Below are 19,529 nucleotides of genomic sequence, written 5' to 3'. Positions count from 1 at the left end.
GTCCCGTCAGGCGTCCGCGTTCCAGGTGCGGGTGCGCAGGGGGAGCCCCGAGGCGCCGGAGTCGGGGGTCCGCACGGCGAGGACCTGGTTGACGCCGATGCGGTTGCGCTCGAAGGCGAGGGCGGAGGCCGCCATGTACAGCCGCCAGACGCGGGCCCGGCCGGGGCCGGCGAGCCGGACCGCGCGGGCCCACTCGCCCTCCAGGTTGGCGACCCAGCGGCGCAGGGTGAGGGCGTAGTGCTCGCGGATGGACTCCACGTCCCGCACCTCGAAACCGGCCCGTTCGAGCTGGGTGACGGTGGTGCCGAGCGGCGCCAGCTCCCCGTCGGGGAAGACGTAGGCGTCGATGAACGCGTCGACGTGGTAGGCGGATTCGTCGCGCTCGGGGCGGCGGGCGATCTGGTGGTTGAGCAGCCGGCCGCCGGGCCGGAGCAGGCGGTGCAGGCTCTCGGCGTAGGCGAGGTAGCGCTCGGCGCCGACGTGTTCGGCCATGCCGATGGAGGAGATCGCGTCGTACGGCCCGTCGGTGACGTCCCGGTAGTCCTGCACCCGGATCTCCACCCGGTCCGTCAGTCCTTCCTCGGCGACGCGCTTGCGGGCGTACGCCGCCTGTTCCTGCGACAGCGTGATGCCGACGACGTGCGCGCCGTGCTCGCGGGCGGCGTGCACGGCCATGGAGCCCCAGCCGCAGCCGACGTCGAGCAGACGGTGACCGGGCTTCAGGGCGAGCTTGCGGGCGACGAGTTCGAGCTTGTCGCGCTGGGCGGTCTCCAGGGTGCCGCCCGCGGACTCGGGGGCGGGCCAGTAGGCGCAGGAGTAGACCATGGAGGGGCCGAGGACCAGCTCGTAGAAGTCGTTGCCGACGTCGTAGTGGTGGCTGACGGCACGGCGGTCGGTGTGCCGGGTGTGCAGACGCGCCCGCCGTCGGCGGACCTCCTCGGGCGGCGGTGCGGGCGGCAACGGCGCCCCGGCGAGCGCGACCAGGCCGCGGACGGCGGCGCGGGAGCGCGGATCGCGCAGGATCTCGGTGAGCGTCCGGGCGTCGTCGGGACGCTCCCAGACGAGGCCGGAGACGGCACCGAGGGCGGTGTACAGATCCCCCTCCACGTCCAGGTCCCCCGCGACCCAGGCCCGCGCCAGCCCCAGTTCCCCCGGCTTCCACAACAGCCTGCGCAGCGCCCGCCGGTTGCGCACCACCAGCACCGGCGCGTCCGGCGGACCCGCCCGCGAACCGTCCCAGGCACGAATGCCCAACGGGAGCGGCGTCCCCAGCACCTGCTCGACCAGCTCTCTCAGCCGCGACGCGGCGTCCGCCATGGTGCACACCTCCGTGACGGTGACCCCTGGATGTCCGACACCACGTAAACACCCACGGCGCCCCGGCGCAGTCCCTCGAATGCGTTACGGCTGTGCAAAACCCGCCCGATCCGCTTGCCCGCCCCGCTCGTCCGCCCCGGCGCCTGCCCGGCTCGCCGGAACGCCGAAGGGCCCCCCGCACCACGGATGGCGGGAGGCCCTTCGGGGCGGCGCAGGGGTGTTACGACGCCTTGGCGCGTTCCTCGGTCTTCGCGGCGGCGACCGGGGCCGGCTTGGCGGCCTCGTAGAACTCCTCGCGCGGGGTTTCCAGGGCGCCGAGGGAGACGACCTCGCGCTTGAGGAACATGCCGAGGGTCCAGTCCGCGAAGACGCGGATCTTGCGGTTCCAGGTCGGCATGGCCATGCCGTGGTAGCCGCGGTGCATGTACCACGCCAGACGGCCGCGCAGCTTGATCTTCATCTTGCCCATGACGATCATCGCGACGCCCTTGTGCAGGCCGAGGCCCGCCACCGCGCCCTTGTTGGCGTGGCTGTACTCCTTCTGCGGGAAGCCCCGCATGCCGGAGACCACGTTGTCGCCGAGCAGCTTGGCCTGGCGCAGCGCGTGCTGGGCGTTCGGCGGGCACCAGGCGTTCTCGTTGCCCGCCTTGCGGCCGACGAGGTCGGGCACCTGGGCGTTGTCGCCCGCGGCCCAGATGTAGTCCGTGCCCTTGACCTGGAGCGTGGCCTCGGTGTCGACGTGGCCGCGCGGGCCCAGCGGGAGGCCGAAGCGGGTCAGCGCCGGGTTCGGCTTGACGCCGGCCGTCCAGACGATCGTGTTGGAGTCGACCTCGAGGCCGTTCTTGAGCACCACGTGGCCGTCGACGCAGGAGTCCATGGAGGTCGAGAGGTAGATCTCGACGCCGCGGCTCTCCAGGTGCTCCTTGCCGTACTGGCCGAGCTTGGGGCCGACCTCCGGCAGGATCTTGTCCGCCGCGTCGACCAGGATGAAGCGCATGTCCTCGCGGGACACGTTGCGGTAGTACTTGGCCGCGTCCCGGGCCATGTCCTCGACCTCGCCGATGGTCTCCGCGCCCGCGAAGCCGCCGCCGATGAAGACGAAGGTGAGCGCCTTGCGGCGGATCTCCTCGTCGGTCGTGGAGTCGGCCTTGTCCAGCTGCTCCAGGACGTGGTTGCGCAGGCCGATGGCCTCCTCGATGCCCTTCATGCCGATGCCCTGCTCGGCGAGGCCGGGGATCGGGAAGGTGCGGGAGACCGCGCCGAGCGCGATCACCAGGTAGTCGAAGGGCAGCTCGTACGCCTCGCCGACCAGCGGGGCGATCGTGGCGACCTTGCGGTCCTGGTCGATGGTGGTGACCCGGCCGGTGAGGACCTCCGCCTTGGGCAGCACGCGTCGCAGCGGGACGACGACGTGACGCGGGGAGATGTTGCCGGCGGCGGTTTCGGGGAGGAAGGGCTGGTAGGTCATGTACGACCGGGGGTCGACGACCGTGACGGTCGCCTCGCCGAAGCGCATCTTCTTGAGAATGCGCCGAGCTGCGTACAGGCCTACGTACCCACCGCCTACTACGAGGATCCTGGGACGCTCCGTGGTGCTCATGCCATCGAGTATCCACCCGCCCCAGGGGGGTGGCTCGTGCGCCCCTTCACAAGCTTCCTCCAGGCTTGTGCTATCCTTCGCGGCCCGCATGACACGGGCCATGGTGACGGATGCGGGCCACCGTGCAGCACGGACCCCTGTCAAGGCCGCGTGAGCTGCCCCTCTGGCCTGTCTCACGCCTCGGGCCGGCGCCCCGCGCAGACCCCGCGCGACCCCTCCCCCATCCCCGCTCCAGAGCCTCTACGGCCCTGGTGGGGCCCCGTAATGGCGCAACGACCGCCGATGATCCCCCTTGGGGACCGAATTCCTTGTGAAGAACTTCACGAACTTTTCCCGGCGGGCGTCAACGGGAGGTGAGGAAGCACCCGCCGGGCGCGCTCAAACGGTGTCCGGCCTGCTCAGTTTGAAGATACCCGCAAGTAATTAGAGGGGCGGCGCCGGCTGACGACGAGGAGGACGTCCTCCTCGTCGTCGAGGCCGGCGACCGTCGGGACGCGTACCGCACCCCGCAGGCGGTCAGGCCAACGACCAGCCGATCCCGTCGAGGATGTCGTGCTCGCTGACGACGACCTCCTCCGCGCCGATCCGTTCCATGATCGACAGCAGGACGAGGGCCCCCGCGCCGATCACGTCCACCCGCCCCGGGTGCATGGAGGGGATGGCGGCGCGCTCGGCGTGCGTGGAGCGCAGCAGCCGGTCGGTGATCTCCCGGACGGTGTCGTGGGAGACGCGGGAGTGGTGGATGGCCGCCGAGTCGTACGCGGGCAGGTTCTGCGCGATGGCCGACACCGTCGTGACGGAGCCGGCCAGCCCGACCAGGGTGCGCGCCTCCCGCAGCGGAACCCGCTCCTCCGCGAGGTCGAGGGCGGCCTCGATGTCCGCCCGCATCGCCGCGATCTGCTCCTCGGCCGGCGGGTCGCTCACCACGCCGTCCCGCACCAGATGCCGTTCCGTCATCCGCACGCACCCGACGTCCACGGAGCGCGCCGCGCGCACCCGCTCCTCGCCCACCACGAACTCGGTGGAACCGCCCCCGATGTCCACCACCAGGAACGGCAGCGCCAGATCCGTACGCCCCGTCAGCTCCTTGGTCGCGCCGGTGAAGGAGAACTCCGCCTCCTGGTCCCCGGTGATGACCTCCGGCTCCACGCCCAGGATGTCCAGCACGCCGCGCACGAAGTCCTCGCGGTTCTCCGCGTCGCGGGAGGCGGAGGTCGCCACGAAGCGCAGCCGCTCCGCCCCGTGGGCCTTGACGATCCCGGCGTACTCGCGGCAGGCCGCGAAGGTCCGCTCCAGCGCCTCGGGCGCCAGCCGGCCGGTGCGGTCGACGCCCTGGCCGAGCCGCACGATCGTCATCCGTCGGTCCAGGTCGACCAGTTCGCCCGTCGCCGGGTCCGCGTCGGCGACGAGGAGACGGATGGAGTTCGTACCGCAGTCGATGGCGGCCACTCGGGTCATCGGCCGGTCTCCTCGCTCGCGTCCGTGGGCTGTCCGGGCTCTTCCCCGGTCCGGCCGGCCGCCGTGCCGGGGAGCGTCACGCAGGCGCCCTTGCGCCACCACTGCGGCAGCATCGCCAGCGCCTCGTCGCCCAGCGGGTTGACGCCGGGGCCCGCGGCCAGCGAGTGGGCGACCAGGACGTGCAGGCACTTCACCCGGTCCGGCATGCCACCGGCGCTGGGGAAGTTCTTCAGCTCCTCGATCGCGTCCCGCCGCCGGACGTAGTCCTCGTGGGCGGCCCGGTACGCGGCGGCCAGCTCCGGGTCGGCGGCCAGCCGCTCCGTCATCTCCTTCATCACGCCGTTGGCCTCCAGCGTGCCGATGGCCGAGTTGGCCTTCGGACACGTCAGGTAGTACAGCGTCGGGAAGGGCGTGCCGTCGGGCAGCCGCGGGGCCGTCTCCACGACGTCCGGCTGGCCGCAGGGGCAGCGGTGCGCGATGGCGCGCAGGCCGCGCGGGGGCCGTCCGAGCTGCTGATTGAAGGCCTCCACGTCCGCGTCGGTGGGCTCGGTGCGCGGGGTGGACGGCGGGGGCGTTTCCATGCGTCTGAGACTGTCTTCCTCTATGCGTTCACTGGGCGGCGTCGGACTTGTCGACCGCTTCCCAGAGGTTCGTGTGCCAGGGGCGGTCGGCCGCCCCGTGGTCGGTGCGCGACTGGCGGGCGGCGCCCGGGTCGATCACGACGTACCCGGTCTCCCCCGGCATCACATGGTGCAGCCGCTCCCGGATCCGCTGCTCCGCGTACGCGTCGTCCTGCCAGCGCGCCTTCAGGTCGCGCAACTGTTCGACGCGCTCGCGGGCCTGGCGCTGCTCGCGCTCCAGATCGGCGATCTCGGCGCGCTGGGCGACGTACTGCCTTATCGGGTAGGCGAGGGCCACGACCAGGGAGCAGACGACGAGGGCGAGCAGGGCGGCCCGGCCGGTGAGCCGGGAGCGGCGGGCCTGGCGGCGGGTCTGGGAGCGGTAGACCCGGGCCGCGGTCTGTTCGCCGAGCAGCTTGAGCCTGGTCGTGGTGGAGAACCGGTCCCGGTCCTTCACGGCCATGTCCCCGCCTCACCTTCACACACGCGCGTACGTCCCCGCACACGGTACGGGACCGAGTACGGGGACGTACGGACGACGCTGCCTCTACGGCCGGATCAGCCGGGTCGGCCGGGTCAGCCCTTGAAGCGCGGGAACGCGCTGCGGCCGGCGTACACCGCGGCGTCGTCGAGGATCTCCTCGATGCGCAGCAGCTGGTTGTACTTGGCGACGCGCTCGGAGCGGGCCGGGGCGCCGGTCTTGATCTGGCCGCAGTTGGTGGCCACGGCGAGGTCGGCGATGGTGACGTCCTCGGTCTCGCCGGAGCGGTGGGACATCATGCACTTGAAGCCGTTGCGCTGGGCCAGCTCGACGGCGTCCAGGGTCTCGGTCAGCGAGCCGATCTGGTTGACCTTCACCAGCAGGGCGTTGGCGGCGCCCTCCTCGATGCCGCGGGCCAGACGCTCCGGGTTGGTGACGAACAGGTCGTCGCCGACGAGCTGGACCTTGTCACCGAGCTTCTCGGTGATGGTCTTCCAGCCCTCCCAGTCGTCCTCGAACAGCGGGTCCTCGATGGAGACCAGCGGGTACGCCTCGACCAGCTCGGCGTAGTACTCGGTCATCTCGGCGGCGGAGCGCGCCTTGCCCTCGAAGGTGTACGTGCCGTCCTTGTAGAACTCGGACGCGGCGACGTCGAGCGCCAGGGCGATCTGCTCGCCGGGGGTGTAGCCGGCTTCCTTGATGGCCTCGAGGATGAGGTCGAGGGCCTCGCGGTTGGAGCCGAGGTTCGGGGCGAAGCCGCCCTCGTCGCCGAGGCCGGTGGCCAGGCCCTTGCCCTTCAGCACCTTCTTGAGGGTGTGGTAGACCTCGGTGCCCCAGCGCAGCGCCTCGGAGAAGGACTCCGCGCCGATCGGGGCGATCATGAACTCCTGGATGTCCACGTTGGAGTCGGCGTGCGAGCCGCCGTTCAGGATGTTCATCATCGGAACGGGCAGCAGGTGCGCGTTCGGGCCGCCCAGGTAGCGGAACAGCGGCAGGTCGCTGGCCTCGGAGGCGGCGTGCGCGACGGCGAGCGAGACGCCGAGGATGGCGTTGGCGCCGAGGGAGCCCTTGTTGTCGGTGGCGTCCAGGTCGAACATCGCCTGGTCGATCAGGCGCTGCTCGGTGGCGTCGTAGCCGACCAGCTCGGGGCCGATCTGCTCGATGACGGCCAGCACGGCTTTCTCGACGCCCTTGCCCTGGTAGCGGTTCGGGTCGCCGTCGCGGAGCTCGATGGCCTCGAAGGCGCCGGTGGAGGCGCCGGACGGAACGGCGGCACGACCCGTGCTGCCGTCGTCGAGGCCGACCTCGACCTCGACCGTGGGGTTGCCTCGGGAGTCCAGGATTTCCCGGGCTACGACGACGTCGATGGACGGCACGAGCATCTCCTTCTTCAATGTGACGCGGCTTCGCAGGGCCGCGGTGGCTCTGCGAGACGAGCCTAACCGGCTCCGGGCGATCGGCCAGCCGGTCGACCACCCCGTGGACGGAACCGAGAGTAAATTGTTTCCGAACGGAACAAAAAGTCCCGCGCACGGTTGCGTGCACGCCTGGCCGAAAAAAGCCCCGCCCCGGCGCGTACGGGGGAGAACGCGCCGGGGCGGGGAGCCCGCGGGGACGGGGGGAACCCTCACGGGGGTCTGGGGGCGGGGGTCCTGGGGGACCGGGGTGCTGGGGCCTGTGGCCGTCAGCCCGGGGGCCCGGAGGCCCGGAGGCCCGGAGGCCCGGAGGCCCGGAGGCCCGGGGGCTTTCAGGATGACGGCGTCGGTCGGCGCGTGCTGTGAGTGCGCTCCGCGCCGCCTGTCAGTTCAGCCCTTCGGCGCCCGCCGTCACTTCGCGCCCCTCGCCGCCGGCCGTCACTTGAGGTGCAGCTGCTGGCCCGGGTAGATGACGTCCGCGTCCTCGACGATGTCCTTGTTCAGCTTGAACAGCTTCGCCCAGCCGCCCTTGACGTCGTGCTCCGCGGCGATCTCGCTGAGGGTGTCGCCCTCGACGACCTTGTACTCGCCGTCGCCCTTCTTGACCTTCTTGCCGGTCGGGGTGGTGACGGTCTTCTTGGCGGCCGGGCGGTCGGCGGAACGGGAGGCCGGCTGCTGCTCCGTCTCGCGGGCCGGGGCGGTGGCCTCGGAGGAGCCGGTGTCGGCCGAGCCCGTCGCGTTCGAACCGGTGGAGCTGCCGGCGTCGCCGGAGGTGCCGGCCGAGCCGCCGTTGTAGGCGGAGTTCGACAGGCCGGTGCCGCAGTGCGGCCAGGCGCCCTTGCCCTGGCCGGCCAGCACCTTCTCGGCGATGGCGATCTGCTGCTCCTTGGTGGCCTGGTCGGCGGTGGCGGCGTACTGCGTGCCACCGAAGGCGGCCCAGGTGGAGGCCGAGAACTGCAGGCCGCCGTAGTAGCCGTTGCCGGTGTTGATGGACCAGTTGCCGCCGGACTCGCACTGGGCGACGGCGTCCCACTCGGAGGCGGTGGCGGCGGAGGCGGTGCCGGACGCCATCAGCGGAGCGGCGACGGCGGCGCCGGTCACGCCGGCGATGGCGATGGCGCGAGTGGAGCGCTGGAGGGCGGTCGGACGACGGTGCTTGCCCTTGCCGGAAAACAGCATGGTTGATCCCCTCACCGACGCCTGCGAGGTGAGCTGTCGGGTTCGGGCCGGTTGAGTTGCCCGGCCGCGTCCCTCACGGGACGCGGCTTCACCCCTAGCCGCCCCGGGCTCAACTGCCCGGAACGGCGCCTACCTTGGGTCCCCCGCTCCTGCCTACGGCGCTTGACGCGACGACTGTTCCCGGACGGCCGCTGGCAGGATTCGGCGTTGCGGCTACCGGGGCCCGCATTGGCGAGCGGTCACGACCGTAGACACGCGATCGGCGGAATTTCAAAGACGATCAGGGCTTCTGAGACTCATCCCACACTGATTCCAAAACGGACAATCAGCCCGAACCGTGACGTGAACTCCCGCTACTTTTCGACCGTTTCGACCCCGACATCCAGGGTCTGACCGGGAAGGATGAGGTCCGGGTCGGCGCCGACGGCGTCCTTGTTCTCCGAGTAGAGCGCGGACCATCCGCCGTCGACCTCAAGAGAGTCGGCGATGCCCCAGAGGCTGTCGCCCTCGCGCACCGTGTACGACCCGTCGGCGGCCGCCCGCTCCGCCGACCCGCCCCGCGAGGCGTGCCGCCCCGAGGAGCCGGAGGACCCGGCCTCGCGGTCGTCGAGGACGTCCTCCTGCGCGCTGGAGCCGCGATGACGGCCGGTCCCCGAGCCCGCGTCGGCGATGCCGGTGTCGATGAGACTGGAAGAGCCGACACTTTCGGGGGTTTTGGCGAGAGTGTCGGAGTCTGCAGATTCCGACACATCCGTGCCGCTATCGGGTGATTCGGGTGCAGAGGGGGAAGTGGAGACGGAGGCGGAGGGTGCGCCCGTCTCCCGGCCGGCCCCGGCTCCGGTTCCGGTCTCGGACGCCGTCGCCCGACCCGAATCCGTCGATTCAGTTCCAGGGGATTCATCGGATTCGCCGGATCGGTCGGATTCGGCCGACTTCCCCGCGCCCGCCGATTCGGTCGGGCTCGTGCTCGACTTCGCACCCGACTTCCCGCCCACTGAGGCGGAAGAACCGGAGGAGTTGGACAATCCGGGCGGGTTGAGGACGCCGTCCGGCGTGCTCGACGCCGCGTCGCCGGCCACCCCCGTGTCGACGCCCGCCTCACTGTCGTCCTGGTCGAGACCGACGAGGATGCCGCAACTGGCCCACGCCTCGGCGCCCCGGTCCGCGAGCAGCCGTTCGGCGACGGCTATCTGCTGGGAACGGCTGGCCTGATCCGGTCGCGACGCGTAGGTGAGACCGCCGTACGCCTCCCAGTCCTCCTGCGACAGGTTCAGGCCGCCGTAGTACCCGTTGCCGGTGTCGGCGCTCCAGGAACCGCCGCTCTCGCACTCCGCGACCTTGTCCCACGTCGCACCGCTCGCCGCACTGGCGCCGGTCGCGCCGAGCAGGGGGATGGCGATGGCGGAGCCGGTCACGCCGGCCGCGACGACGAGTGCCGGGGCCTGGCGGGGGCGACGGTGACGACCGTTCCCGGAGAGCATGCGGGGACCTTTCCCGAGACAGCAGTGACCCGCGCGGCGGGTGATGCGCCGCCGCCACGTTGATGGGTGAACGTATCGGCAGACGATCACTTGTCACAAGTTCATGCCGCGCAGATCACGTGAAGATCACAGATGTGAAGGGCTGTCATGTTTGGTTTGGGACACGGGTGTCCGGAAGAGTCCGCTATGCACGACCTTGCTCGGGCGTGAACTCCACCGGCAGCGTGCGCAGTCCGCGCATGATGAGTCCACCCCGCCAGCGCAGCTCTGCCGGGTCGACGCCGAGCCGCAGGTCGGGGAGGCGGGTCAGCAGCGTGGCCAGCGCTGTCCGGCCCTCCAGCCGGGCGAGCGGCGCGCCGAGGCAGTAGTGGATGCCGTGTCCGTAACCGAGGTGCTGGTTGTCGCGCCGGGCGAGGTCGAGCGTGTCGGGGTCGGTGAACCGCTCCGGGTCCCGGTCCGCCGCCGCGAGGACGACGAGCACCGGGTCGCCGGGCGCGATGTCCTGGCCGCCGATCGTCAGAGGCTCGGTCGCGAAACGCCAGGTGGCCAGCTCCACCGGCCCGTCGTAGCGCAGCAGTTCCTCCACTCCGGTGGCCAGCAGGTCGCGTTCGCCCGCCGCGAGGGAGTGCTGGAGGCGGGCGCGCTGCACGGGGTGGGTGAGCAGCGCGTACATGCCGTTGCCGATGAGGTTGACGGTGGTCTCGAACCCGGCGAACAGCAGGATGAACGCCATCGCCGCCGCCTCGTTCTCGGTGAGGTGCTCACCGTGGTCCCAGGCGCGGATCAGGCCGGAGATGAGGTCCTCGCCGGGCGCCGGCTCCGCGGGCAGGGACTCGCGCTTGCGGTGGATGAGCTCGGCGAGGTAGCCGCGCATCTTCTTCACCGACCGCGCGACACCGCCCCGCGGCCCGCCCCCGTGACGGATCATCATGCCCGCCCAGTCCCGGAAGTCGTCCTGGTCCTCGGGCGGTACGCCGAGCATGTCGCAGATGGCGTAGATGGGCAGCGGGAAGGCGAACTCGTGGATGAGGTCCGCGCTCCCCGTGCGGGCGAACCCGTCGATGAGCCGGTCGGTCAGTTCCTGCACGCGCGGCGCGAACTCCGCGACGCGGCTCGGGGTGAACGCCTTGGACACCAGCCGCCGCAACCGGGTGTGGTCCGGCGGGTCGATGTTGAGCAGATGGGTCATCAGCTCGGCCTTGCGCTCACCGGGGATGCCGGTCTTGCCCTTCGCGTGCGCGGGCTCGTCGTGGTGGGCCGGGTTCTTGGACAACCGCTGGTCGGCCAGCGCCTGCCTCGCGTCGGCATACCGGGTGACCAGCCATGCCTCGACCCCGCTGGGCAGCCGCGTCCGGTGCACCGGCGCGTGCTCGCGCAGCCAGGCGTACGCCGGGTAGGGGTCGGTCGCGAACTCCCAGGTGAAGAGTTCGGGCGCGGGTGGGGCGGCGTGCTGACGGGAATGCGGCTGGTTGGTCACCCGTCGACGTTATCCGGCCGCTAAGACTCCTTTCCGGGCTCCTCGGCCGCCGTGCTCGCCGCGGCCTCCGTCTCCCTGATCGCGTCCCGGTACGCGCGTGCCGCCGCGCGCAGCGCCGTCTCCGGATCCACGCCCTCCGCCTCGGCCCGTGCCGCCAGCGCCAGCAGCTCGTAGCCGATCCCCTCGTCCTTCGGCAGCGGCACGTCGAGGCCCGCGGTACGCGCCCGGGACGCGAGCTTGGCCGCGAGGGCGAGGCCGGGCTGGTGCAGAGGTATGCCCTCGGTCACCGACGTGCGCCGCTTCTCCTGGGCCTTGGTGCGCAGCCAGTGCTCTCTGACCTCCTCGGGGGTGGAGGCCGTCGCGTCGCCGAAGACGTGCGGGTGGCGGTGGATGAGCTTGGCGACGATGGTGCCCGCCACGTCGTCGATGGAGAAGGGGGCGTCCTGGTCCTCCTCCGCTATCCGGGCGTGGAAGACGACCTGGAGCAGGACGTCGCCCAGCTCTTCCCGGAGTTCGTCCCGGTCGCCGTCCTCGATCGCCTCGATCAGCTCGTACATCTCCTCGATGCCGTGCTTCACGAGCCCCTGGTGGGTCTGGCGGGACGACCAGGGGCACTCGGCGCGGATGCGGTCCATGACCTGGACGAGGTCGAGGAGGCGGGCGCCGGGCAGGTCGTAGGAGGCGGGGAGCAGCTCCAGCTCCGGCATGCGCACGCGTCCGCCGCCGGCCAGCCGGGCCAGTCCGTCCGTCAGCCCGGGTTCGCCCTCGCCGGTGGCGACGACCACGACCGTGCGCCCGTCGGCGCACGCGTCGACCAGTTCCTCGGCGGTCGGGGCCGCCTCGGCGACGGCTATCCCGGCCTCCCGCAGATAGGGCAGCTGCGGGTGCGCCCCGTCGGCGCAGAGCACCTGGTCGGCGGCGTGCAGGGCCTGCCACGCGGGCCAGGAGAGCAGCCCGGGGGCGACGCGGTGGCTGGTGGTGAGCAGGACGATGCGTCCGGGCGCGGAACGGGGGTCGGGACCGGTGTCCGGGGTGCCTTCGAAGCTGGTTGCGTTCACGATCCGAACGTAACCCACCACGGCGAGGCGCTCGCGAGTTGTCCACAGCGACCACTGCGATCATCGGATGAACAGCCTGGCACGCCACCGAACCCCGCGACCGCCTGCACGTCGGCCGCCCGGCCGGCGGCCGGCCCGCAGTACCCGCCGCCTACGCCTCCGCCCGCAGCCGTACCGCCGCGCCTACGCCGGCTGCTCCGGCGGTGCCTCCGCCGTCACCTCGCGCACCCACGGCGTCTTGGCGTCCACCCGGCTGCTCTTCTCCACGTCCCAGGTGCCGTAACGCGGGTTGAGGTCCACGTCGAGCTTCTTGGATGCCTCGGACAGGGCCTTCCAGAATGCCGGCTGGCCGGTGTCGGTGCCCAGGTGCCGGGCGAGCTTCTGCGCCTCCAGCTGCAGGCGCAGGTTCTCGTCCAGGCGCTCCGGAGGCACCCCGTACTGCTGGAGCCAGGTCGTCTCCAGGCCCTTGGCGCCGCCCGCCTGCTGTTCGAGGCCGGCGCGCATCTGCTGGACCTCCTTGCGGCTGACCGTGATGCCCGCGTCCCGGGCGGCGCGGTGCAGGACCTGGTCCAGGACCATGCTGTGGAGGGTGTCGCGGGCGAGGGTGCCGGTCCTGGCGACGATCTGCGCGTACTGCGTCTCGTCGCCCACCGCCGCCCGCTGCGCCTCGCGCACCTCGTCGACCCGGTTCTCGAGTTGCGCCACGGTGATCCGCCGGCCGTCGACCACGGCCGCGGCACCGGGGTGCGCGTCGTTGCCGCAGGCGGTCAGCAGCGGGGCCGCGGCGATCGCGGCGGACAGGAGGAGCGCGGTGCGACGGCGGCGGTGCAAGGGGAACCTCCCGAGGAGATTGTGCGACGGTGCACAAAGTCTTGCGGTGATCGATGGTAGGCAGCGGCCGGGCTTTGGCCAACCCATTCGACCAACGATTCACCGCGACTTCAGGCACCCACGGCTCACGCACCCGCACCACGGGCTCCCCGCGCGGTCGGCAGCCGCACCCCAGGCGCCCTCGCGCGGCAGGCGCCCGCACGGCAGGACCCGCACGGCCGACGGCACCCCCGCCGAAGGCGCCCGTTCGCCCCTCCGGCGGTCAGCGCACCTGCCCCAGCCACTGCAGCGTCCGCCGCACCTCCGCGGCGAGCGGATGTCCGGGCCCGTGCAGCGTCTCCACGTCGTGCAGCAGCCGCACCAAAGTGGCCTGCGCGGCGGCCCGGTCGCCGACGGCGAGCAGCAGATGCCCGATGCGGCGGCGGACGTCGTGGGCCAGCTCGGGGTCACCGGAGACGTACTGGTTCTCGTAGTACGGCAGCAGCGACCGGTACTCGGCGAGCGCCGCCGCCGGTTCACCGAGCTGTTCGAGGCACTGCGCGACCTCGTAGCGGTAGCGCAGCGACTGCGGGTCGGCCTGTCCGGCCTCGGCGGCGCGCTCGTCGGCCAGGCGGCGCAGTTCGGGCAGCGCGCGACGGTACTGGCCGTCGTCCATGAGCGTGGCCGCGTACTGCTTGCGCAGGGTGCGTACGACCGGGGAGTTTTCGCCGTGCTGATCGGCGGCCGTGGGGAGGATCGCGCCCAGGATGTCGACGGCCTGGGTGATACGTCCCTCGCCGAGCAGCCGCTTCACCTCGTCGACCGCGCGGGCCACGTCCGGCTTCTCGGCCGTCTCCGGAGCCGGTGTGGCCGGGGCGGGCTGGGGCGCGGGCGTCCGGGCGCGGTCCGGCCAGGGGGCGTGCGGGCGCAGGAAGGGGCGGGTCGGGTCGAGGGGCGCGCCGGAGGGCATCCCGCGCGCGGGCAGCAGCAGCGCCAGTTCCTCGTAGACCTCCTGCGCGGAGCCGGGCCGGTGCTGCGGGTCCTTGGCGAGCAGGCGCAGCACGAGGGATTCCAGCGCCTCGGGCACCTCGGGGCGCAGCCGGCGCACGGGCACCGGCGCCTCGTACAGGTGCCGGTGCAGCACCCCGAGCGCCGTGGAGCCCGCGAATGGGACGTCGCCGCTGAGCAGTTCGTGCATGAGCACGCCGAGCGCGTACAGGTCGGTGTACGGGCCGACCGCGCCGCCCATCGCCTGCTCGGGGGCCATGTAGGCGGGGGAGCCGATGGGCGAGCCGGTGTGCGTCAGGCGGGTGGTGTCGGTGTCCATGACGGAGGCGACGCCGAGGTCGAGGACCGTGACGGTGCCGTCCTGCTTCACCATGACGTTCCGCGGCTTGAGGTCCCGGTGGACGATCGGCACGGCGTGCACGGCGCTCAGTACGGCGCACAGCTGCGCGGCGACCGCCACCGCCCACGGCCAGGGGTAGGGGTCGTGCTCGGCGAGGTGGTCGGAGAGGTCGGCCCCGTCGACGTACTGCATGACGAGGAACAGCTCCGCGCCGTCGCTGCCCGCGTCGTGCACGGTCACCAGCCCCGGGTGGTCCACCTGGGCCGTCACCCGGCACTCCCGCACGAAACGGCGGCGCAGCTCGTCGGCCTCCTGGCCGGCCACCTTGTCGGGGCGCAGCAGCTTCACCGCCACGCGCCGGTCGAGCCGCTGGTCGTAGGCCGTCCAGACCTGGCCCATGCCGCCCTGCCCGATCAGCGTGGCCAGTTCGTAGCGGCCGGCGACGACGCGCTTCGCCGCCACGGTCACCGCGCGCCCTCGCCGCCGTCGCCCCGACCGCTGTGACCACCCTGGCCGCCCTGCTTGCGCAGGTAGTCGCTCAGCTCGTCCAGTTCGGCCCGCACCTGGTCGATGCGCGCGGGCGCGGGGCGCTGCGGCGGCGGGGTGTGCGCGGGCGTGCCGGGCCCGGGTATCGGGGTGTGGGGCTGCGCGGGGACGGGCGGGGGCGGGCCGGGTATCGGCGTGTGCGGCGGGGCCGGGTGGACGACGGGCTGCGGGCCCGTGGCCGCGGTGGTGTACGGGGCGGTCGCGGCCGGGTTCGGGTACCCGTACGACGCCGTCGCCCGTCCGGCGGGGATGCCGTAGCGGACGTCGTGGTAGTGGCGCACCTCGGCCGCGATGTAGTACGCGATCACCACGACGAGCGTGCCCAGGAGCAGGATCAGGCCGGTCCAGCCGCCCGTGGTGTGGATCTCGTCGCCGGGCTCGGTGCCGAGCAGCACCAGGGAGAGGATGTCGATCGCCAGCACGGCCACGAACAGGCCCCAGTGGAGCGACTTGCGCGTGACGGCCGCGAGACGCAGCAGCATCACCCACGTCAGGAGGCCGAGGCTGAAGACGGCCAACGCCACGAACAGCACGCGCAGGAGGACCAGCAACGCCGTCGGGGGCGGCTGCTTCACCGGCTGCGTATAGCCGTGGCCATGCATGACTGCTCCTGATGCCTGGTGCGCGCACGCGTGCGGGGTTCGAACCGGCGTCGGGCAACGCCGGTCGTGAGATTGTCGCTTCGAGCGTATAGGTCGACACCGACAACCCGTCCCGGGTTGTACCGAACCGTTGTCGCACTGATCACTTACGGATGCCGGGGCTTTTCTCAGTCGGGCGCGACGGTCCCGTCCGTCAGGCCGTCGTACATCCCGCGGGCGAGACGCGCCCCCAGTCGGCTCGCATCGCGCAGCGCGCTCTCGAACTCGTCCAGCGCGCGGAAGCGCGCGCCGTAACGCCGCTGCTCGTCCAGCGGGAGGCGGGGCAGCTGCAGGCGTCGGACGTCGAGCCGGGTGGCGGTGGAGGCGTAGCTGCTGGCCTGGCGGTGGTTGTCGGTGCCGCGCAGGAAACCGGTGAGGAACCACGGGTCGAGCGACGCGGGGTCGGGGCGCAGCAGCACGAGGTTGCGGCCCAGGGCCGCGCCCGCCGTCCCGTCGCCGATCACGCGCGCCACCGCGCCGCCCCCGAGCACCGGCACGACGACGTCGCCGACCGCGAGGAGCACCGCTTCCTCGTCGCTCTCGGGCAGCGTCCCGGAGGGAGCGGTTCCGGCGAGGACGTCGTGGTCGGTGAGAACGGGTACGCGCGCGTGCCCGCCGTTTCCGCCGGTACGCATCGTGAGGGCGCCCGCGCGGGCGAGTTCGCCGATGGTGGTGAGCGGCCAGCGCGCGGGCGGCGTGAGCGGCGCGGGCGCCGGAGTGAGACCGGCGGTCAGGCGCAGGGTCTCGCCGAGGCGCTCGCGCATCTCCGTGAGCTGGGTGACGCCGTCGGCCGCCGGCAGCGGCAGATGCCGGGCGGGCGCGAAGTCCACGTCGTCGTCGAGGAGATCGATCACGGGCACGGAACGCGCCAGCCCCGGCTGCTCGGGAAGCGTGCCGTCCCGGTCGAACGGCCGCCAGGCGTGCATCACCGCGTCGCGCACTCCCCGCCAGTCCGGTCCGCCGCGCCCGTCGGCGGCGAACCGCCCCGTGTCCACGAGCAGCACCTCGGGCTGCGCGGGCGCCTTCTCGGGCCGGCGCAGCACCCATAGGTGGAGCGGGATGTTGTACGGCGGGGCCGCGCCCACCGGCAGCGCGACGACGGCCCGCAACGCGCCGCGGCGCAGCAGGTCGGCGCGGATACGGCGGCCCGAGCGCCGGGAGGCGACGGCGGGCGGCATCAGCAGGACGGCCGTACCGCCGTCCCGGAGCCGGGCGAGCGCGTGCTGCACCCAGGCCAGCTCGGACTCGGTGCGCGCGGGGAAGCCGTACTCCCAGCGCGGGTCGTACGCCAGTTCGTCGTGCCCCCAGTTGCGCTCGTTGAACGGGGGATGGCACAGGACGGCGTCGGCGCGCAGGTCGGGGTGGGCGTCGGCGCGCAGGGCGTCCCCGGCGGCGGCCCGGACGGTGGCCCTGCCGTGCAGCGCGAGGCGGAGCGCGGTGAGCGCGGCGAGGTCGGGGGCGTTGTCCTGGGCGTACACCTGCTGGCCGGGGCGGGCTTCGACGGCTCGCAACAGGGTGCCGGCGCCGCAGGCGGGGTCGAGGACGGTGCGGGCGGGTCCGGTCAGCTCGGCCATGAGGCGGGCCAGGTCGACCGGGGTGAGCGTGTACTGGCGGGGGTTGGCGTCGAGGTGGCGGCCGAGCAGGAACTCGAACGCCTGCCGGGCGCCCACGTCGGCGGCCAGCTCGGCGGCGCCGCGGAGGAGGGGGGCAGAGGGGAGGAGGTCGGGGCCGGTGGGGGTGTGAACGGACGGGGCCGGGACGGACCAGCCGGTCCGGGGAGCCTCTACGGAAACGGGCGGCACTGGGTTCACAGTGGGCCGGGAGTTCACAGCTTCCGCCCCGCGCCCCGCCGCTCCCGTGTGAACGCGGTCGCCGCCGAACCGGGGCACGATCACCTGCTCCAGCGCACCCGGCAGCAGCGCGGCGAGCCGTTCGTCGGAGCCGCCGCTCACCTCCAGCCACACCGTGGGCCGGTCGTGGATGAGCAGCAGCACGCAGCCTGCGTGGGTGAGCGCGGTGACCGGGCCTCCGGGATGCCCGGCGACCTGCTGCCAGACGCGTTCGCGCAGAGGAACCTCGGCGAGTTTGCCCTGCTTGCGGAGCCATGCCTCGACCTCGGCCAGCGGGAAGGCGGGGCTGGTCTCGGTGCCGCCGACGGGCTTGGGGAAGTCGGCGTGACGGCGGCGCCAGTTGCTGACGGCGGCGCGTCCCACGCCGGCGAGCCGGGCGATCCCGGCGGCGGTCACCTCTGTGGCGTTGTCCTGCACGCGCCTGGCTCCCCTCGTCCCGTGTGCTGCCTGTGCGCCGAGCATAGCGGCGAGCGCGTACTCGAAGCCTTCACAGCCGTGTACTGACCTTGACGCGTGAATCGTGTTGACTCGGTTCACAGGCTCTGATCTTATTGACGCACCGAACGGGCGGCCCGCCGAGCGAGCACGCAACGGAGCCCGCCTTCAACCCCCGCCATGCCTCCAAGGAGCCCTCATGCGCCGCACCGCCATCGCCGCCCTCTGCCTCATCACCGCCACCGCCCTCGGCGCCACCGGCTGCCTGTCGAGCGAGGGCAAGGCCGACAAGTCGAGCAAGTCCGGCAAGACCAGCAGCCCAAGCACTTCCGGCAAGTCCAAGAAGTCCGCGAAGTCCGGGTCCGACGAGCCCTTCCCCGGCCTCACCGGCGGCCAGATCGCCAACCGTGCCGTCGAGGCCACGACCGGCGCCTCCTCGCTGCGCGTGACGGGCGACGTCCCCGACGAGGCGAGCGGTGGCACGATCGGGCTGGACATGGCCCTCAACAAGCAGAACGAGTGCGCAGGCACCCTGAGCATGGACGGCGGCAAGGCCGACCTGATCAAGACCGGCGACACGATCTACCTGCGGTACGACGAGGCCTTCCTGCGCGCGCAGGGCGAGGGCCAGGACGAGGCGGAGACCGACGCGGTGGTCGACCTGCTGGCCGGGAAGTGGGCGAAGACCTCCGCGACGGGCGACGACGCCGCCGAGATGACCGCCTTCTGCGACCTGAACACCCTGCTCGGCGGCGCCGAGGACGTGCACTCCGCCGCCGAGCGCGGTGAGACCACCACCGTCGACGGCACGCCCGCGATCACGCTGACCGAGAAGAACGGCGCCGACCGTTACACGCTGTACGTCGCCACCGAGGAGGAGCCCTATCTGCTGCGCGTCGACAGCACCTCCACCGCCGACCCGAGCACTCTCGCCTTCCGCGACTACGAGAAGCCGGTCCCGGCCCGCGAGCCCGCGGGCGAGATCATCGACCTGGACGACCTCGCCGCCTGAGACGCGCCGTCACAGCCGGTGGCGCATCCACACGTTCGGCTCGACGTACACCGCGTACCCCCGCTCCGGCTCGCACCGTACCGGCGCCAGCGCCCCCGGCACCTCCACCTCGCCGGCGGCGTCGAAGGGCAGCCCGGTCCAGCCGCGCCAGTCCTCCAGCGAGGCGGTCACGGTCATCGACGCCGGCGCGACCGAGTCCAGGGTGGCGCCGGCGCGGGCGTGGACGCGCAGCCAGGGGTCGTACGGCAGCCCGTCGGGGCGCAGCCGGCGCGCGTACTCCTCCATGGGGGTGCGGGGTTCCAGGTGCTTGGCGCTGGGCCGCACCGGGGCGACGACCTCGCGGAAACCGAGGGCCCGGGCATTGTCGCGCAGGGCGGTGAGCATCAGGGCGGACAGGCCGCGCCCCTGGGCGTGCGGGGCGACGACGACGGAGATGGCGCTGACGGTGTCGGGCCGGACACCGCGGCGCAGGTCGGAGAAGGCCCAGACGAGGACCTGGTCCCAGCCCCGTGCGGGGAGTCCGCCGCGGCCGTCGGCGCCGAGGGCGAAGGGGACGCTGTAGGCGTGGGCGACGACGTCGCCGTTCTCGTCCTCGGCGAACAGCACGTACTGCGGGAGTTCGGTGGCGATCCGGCCGTAGTGCGCGTTGCCGACGAGGTCGTTGACGACGAACGGCGGCCAGCTGTCGGCCATGCCGGTCACCCGCTCCAGCGCCTCGGGCCGCTCGGCCAGGCTCGCCACCGTCACGCCGGTCACGCCGGACACCCCAACCACCTCAGTCACACCCATACCCCGGTCATG

General features: G+C 72.5%; 16 protein-coding genes and 1 riboswitch. Of the genes, 1 reads left to right on the top strand and 15 read right to left on the bottom strand.

Annotated features, from left to right (window positions below):
* Positions 1-6: 6 nt before the first annotated feature.
* The 14 genes from ABZY13_RS09215 to ABZY13_RS09150 all read right to left on the bottom strand — a co-directional run bounded on the left by ABZY13_RS09215 (position 7) and on the right by ABZY13_RS09150 (position 17,698).
* Positions 7-1,317: a cyclopropane-fatty-acyl-phospholipid synthase family protein gene (locus ABZY13_RS09215; RefSeq protein ID WP_356628379.1), complete on the bottom strand. Its 1,311-nt coding sequence runs from the start codon at positions 1,315-1,317 to the stop codon at positions 7-9.
* A gap of 220 nt (positions 1,318-1,537) precedes the next feature.
* A complete protein-coding gene (locus ABZY13_RS09210) occupies positions 1,538-2,917 on the bottom strand; it encodes an NAD(P)/FAD-dependent oxidoreductase (RefSeq protein ID WP_356628377.1) in 1,380 nt (459 codons plus the stop codon).
* Positions 2,918-3,433: 516 nt separating this feature from the next.
* Entirely contained in the window at positions 3,434-4,375 is a 942-nt protein-coding gene (locus ABZY13_RS09205) for a Ppx/GppA phosphatase family protein (protein ID WP_356628375.1), read from the bottom strand.
* Entirely contained in the window at positions 4,372-4,956 is a 585-nt protein-coding gene (locus ABZY13_RS09200; protein ID WP_356628373.1) for a DUF501 domain-containing protein, read from the bottom strand. The genes ABZY13_RS09205 and ABZY13_RS09200 overlap by 4 nt, the downstream gene beginning before the upstream one ends.
* 28 nt (positions 4,957-4,984) lie before the next feature.
* Positions 4,985-5,458 carry a septum formation initiator family protein gene (locus ABZY13_RS09195; RefSeq protein WP_356628371.1) on the bottom strand — a complete coding sequence of 158 codons (474 nt, stop codon included), beginning with the start codon at positions 5,456-5,458 and terminating at the stop codon, positions 4,985-4,987.
* Positions 5,459-5,571: 113 nt separating this feature from the next.
* Complete coding sequence (gene eno, locus ABZY13_RS09190) at positions 5,572-6,852, bottom strand: phosphopyruvate hydratase (protein WP_356628369.1); 1,281 nt, start codon at positions 6,850-6,852, stop codon at positions 5,572-5,574.
* A gap of 477 nt (positions 6,853-7,329) precedes the next feature.
* Positions 7,330-8,070 carry a transglycosylase family protein gene (locus tag ABZY13_RS09185; protein ID WP_356628367.1) on the bottom strand — a complete coding sequence of 247 codons (741 nt, stop codon included), beginning with the start codon at positions 8,068-8,070 and terminating at the stop codon, positions 7,330-7,332.
* A gap of 3 nt (positions 8,071-8,073) precedes the next feature.
* A riboswitch (cyclic di-AMP (ydaO/yuaA leader) is annotated at positions 8,074-8,241 on the bottom strand.
* Positions 8,242-8,423: 182 nt separating this feature from the next.
* On the bottom strand, positions 8,424-9,485 hold the full coding sequence (locus ABZY13_RS09180) for a transglycosylase family protein (RefSeq protein WP_356628365.1): 1,062 nt from the start codon (positions 9,483-9,485) through the stop codon (positions 8,424-8,426).
* A 250-nt stretch (positions 9,486-9,735) separates the two neighbouring features.
* On the bottom strand, positions 9,736-11,028 hold the full coding sequence (locus ABZY13_RS09175; protein ID WP_356628363.1) for a cytochrome P450: 1,293 nt from the start codon (positions 11,026-11,028) through the stop codon (positions 9,736-9,738).
* 20 nt (positions 11,029-11,048) lie between these two features.
* Positions 11,049-12,086, bottom strand: a complete 1,038-nt coding sequence (locus ABZY13_RS09170) for a nucleoside triphosphate pyrophosphohydrolase (RefSeq protein ID WP_356628361.1) — start codon at positions 12,084-12,086, stop codon at positions 11,049-11,051.
* Between the two features lie 183 nt (positions 12,087-12,269).
* Complete coding sequence (locus ABZY13_RS09165; protein ID WP_356628359.1) at positions 12,270-12,917, bottom strand: SurA N-terminal domain-containing protein; 648 nt, start codon at positions 12,915-12,917, stop codon at positions 12,270-12,272.
* Between the two features lie 262 nt (positions 12,918-13,179).
* Positions 13,180-14,670 (bottom strand): serine/threonine-protein kinase, encoded by a 1,491-nt coding sequence (locus tag ABZY13_RS09160; protein WP_356628521.1) that lies wholly within the window; start codon positions 14,668-14,670, stop codon positions 13,180-13,182.
* Between the two features lie 38 nt (positions 14,671-14,708).
* Positions 14,709-15,365, bottom strand: a complete 657-nt coding sequence (locus ABZY13_RS09155) for a hypothetical protein (protein WP_356628357.1) — start codon at positions 15,363-15,365, stop codon at positions 14,709-14,711.
* 194 nt (positions 15,366-15,559) lie between these two features.
* Complete coding sequence (locus ABZY13_RS09150) at positions 15,560-17,698, bottom strand: N-6 DNA methylase (protein ID WP_356628355.1); 2,139 nt, start codon at positions 17,696-17,698, stop codon at positions 15,560-15,562.
* A 217-nt stretch (positions 17,699-17,915) separates the two neighbouring features.
* Between ABZY13_RS09150 and ABZY13_RS09145 the strand changes: the two genes are divergently transcribed.
* Complete coding sequence (locus tag ABZY13_RS09145) at positions 17,916-18,728, top strand: hypothetical protein (protein ID WP_356628353.1); 813 nt, start codon at positions 17,916-17,918, stop codon at positions 18,726-18,728.
* Between the two features lie 9 nt (positions 18,729-18,737).
* On the opposite strand, the gene ABZY13_RS09140 is transcribed toward ABZY13_RS09145, so the two are convergent.
* Positions 18,738-19,421: a GNAT family N-acetyltransferase gene (locus ABZY13_RS09140; RefSeq protein ID WP_356628519.1), complete on the bottom strand. Its 684-nt coding sequence runs from the start codon at positions 19,419-19,421 to the stop codon at positions 18,738-18,740.
* Between the last annotated feature and the right edge of the window lie 108 nt (positions 19,422-19,529).

It is taken from the genome of Streptomyces sp. NPDC006610 (assembly GCF_040611575.1).
Lineage (GTDB): Bacteria > Actinomycetota > Actinomycetes > Streptomycetales > Streptomycetaceae > Streptomyces.
The sequence above is the reverse complement of the archived record's forward strand: the minus strand, read 5'-3'. Positions and strand labels throughout refer to the sequence as shown.

Bases quoted from the DNA above. Each gene is read 5' to 3' on its own strand.
- ABZY13_RS09215 (WP_356628379.1), bottom strand. From the start codon at position 1,317: ATGGCGGACGCCGCGTCGCGGCTGAGAGAGCTGGTCGAGCAGGTGCTG.
- ABZY13_RS09210 (WP_356628377.1), bottom strand. From the start codon at position 2,917: ATGAGCACCACGGAGCGTCCCAGGATCCTCGTAGTAGGCGGTGGGTAC.
- ABZY13_RS09205 (WP_356628375.1), bottom strand. From the start codon at position 4,375: ATGACCCGAGTGGCCGCCATCGACTGCGGTACGAACTCCATCCGTCTC.
- ABZY13_RS09200 (WP_356628373.1), bottom strand. From the start codon at position 4,956: ATGGAAACGCCCCCGCCGTCCACCCCGCGCACCGAGCCCACCGACGCG.
- ABZY13_RS09195 (WP_356628371.1), bottom strand. From the start codon at position 5,458: ATGGCCGTGAAGGACCGGGACCGGTTCTCCACCACGACCAGGCTCAAG.
- ABZY13_RS09185 (WP_356628367.1), bottom strand. From the start codon at position 8,070: ATGCTGTTTTCCGGCAAGGGCAAGCACCGTCGTCCGACCGCCCTCCAG.
- ABZY13_RS09145 (WP_356628353.1), top strand. From the start codon at position 17,916: ATGCGCCGCACCGCCATCGCCGCCCTCTGCCTCATCACCGCCACCGCC.
- ABZY13_RS09140 (WP_356628519.1), bottom strand. From the start codon at position 19,421: ATGGCCGACAGCTGGCCGCCGTTCGTCGTCAACGACCTCGTCGGCAAC.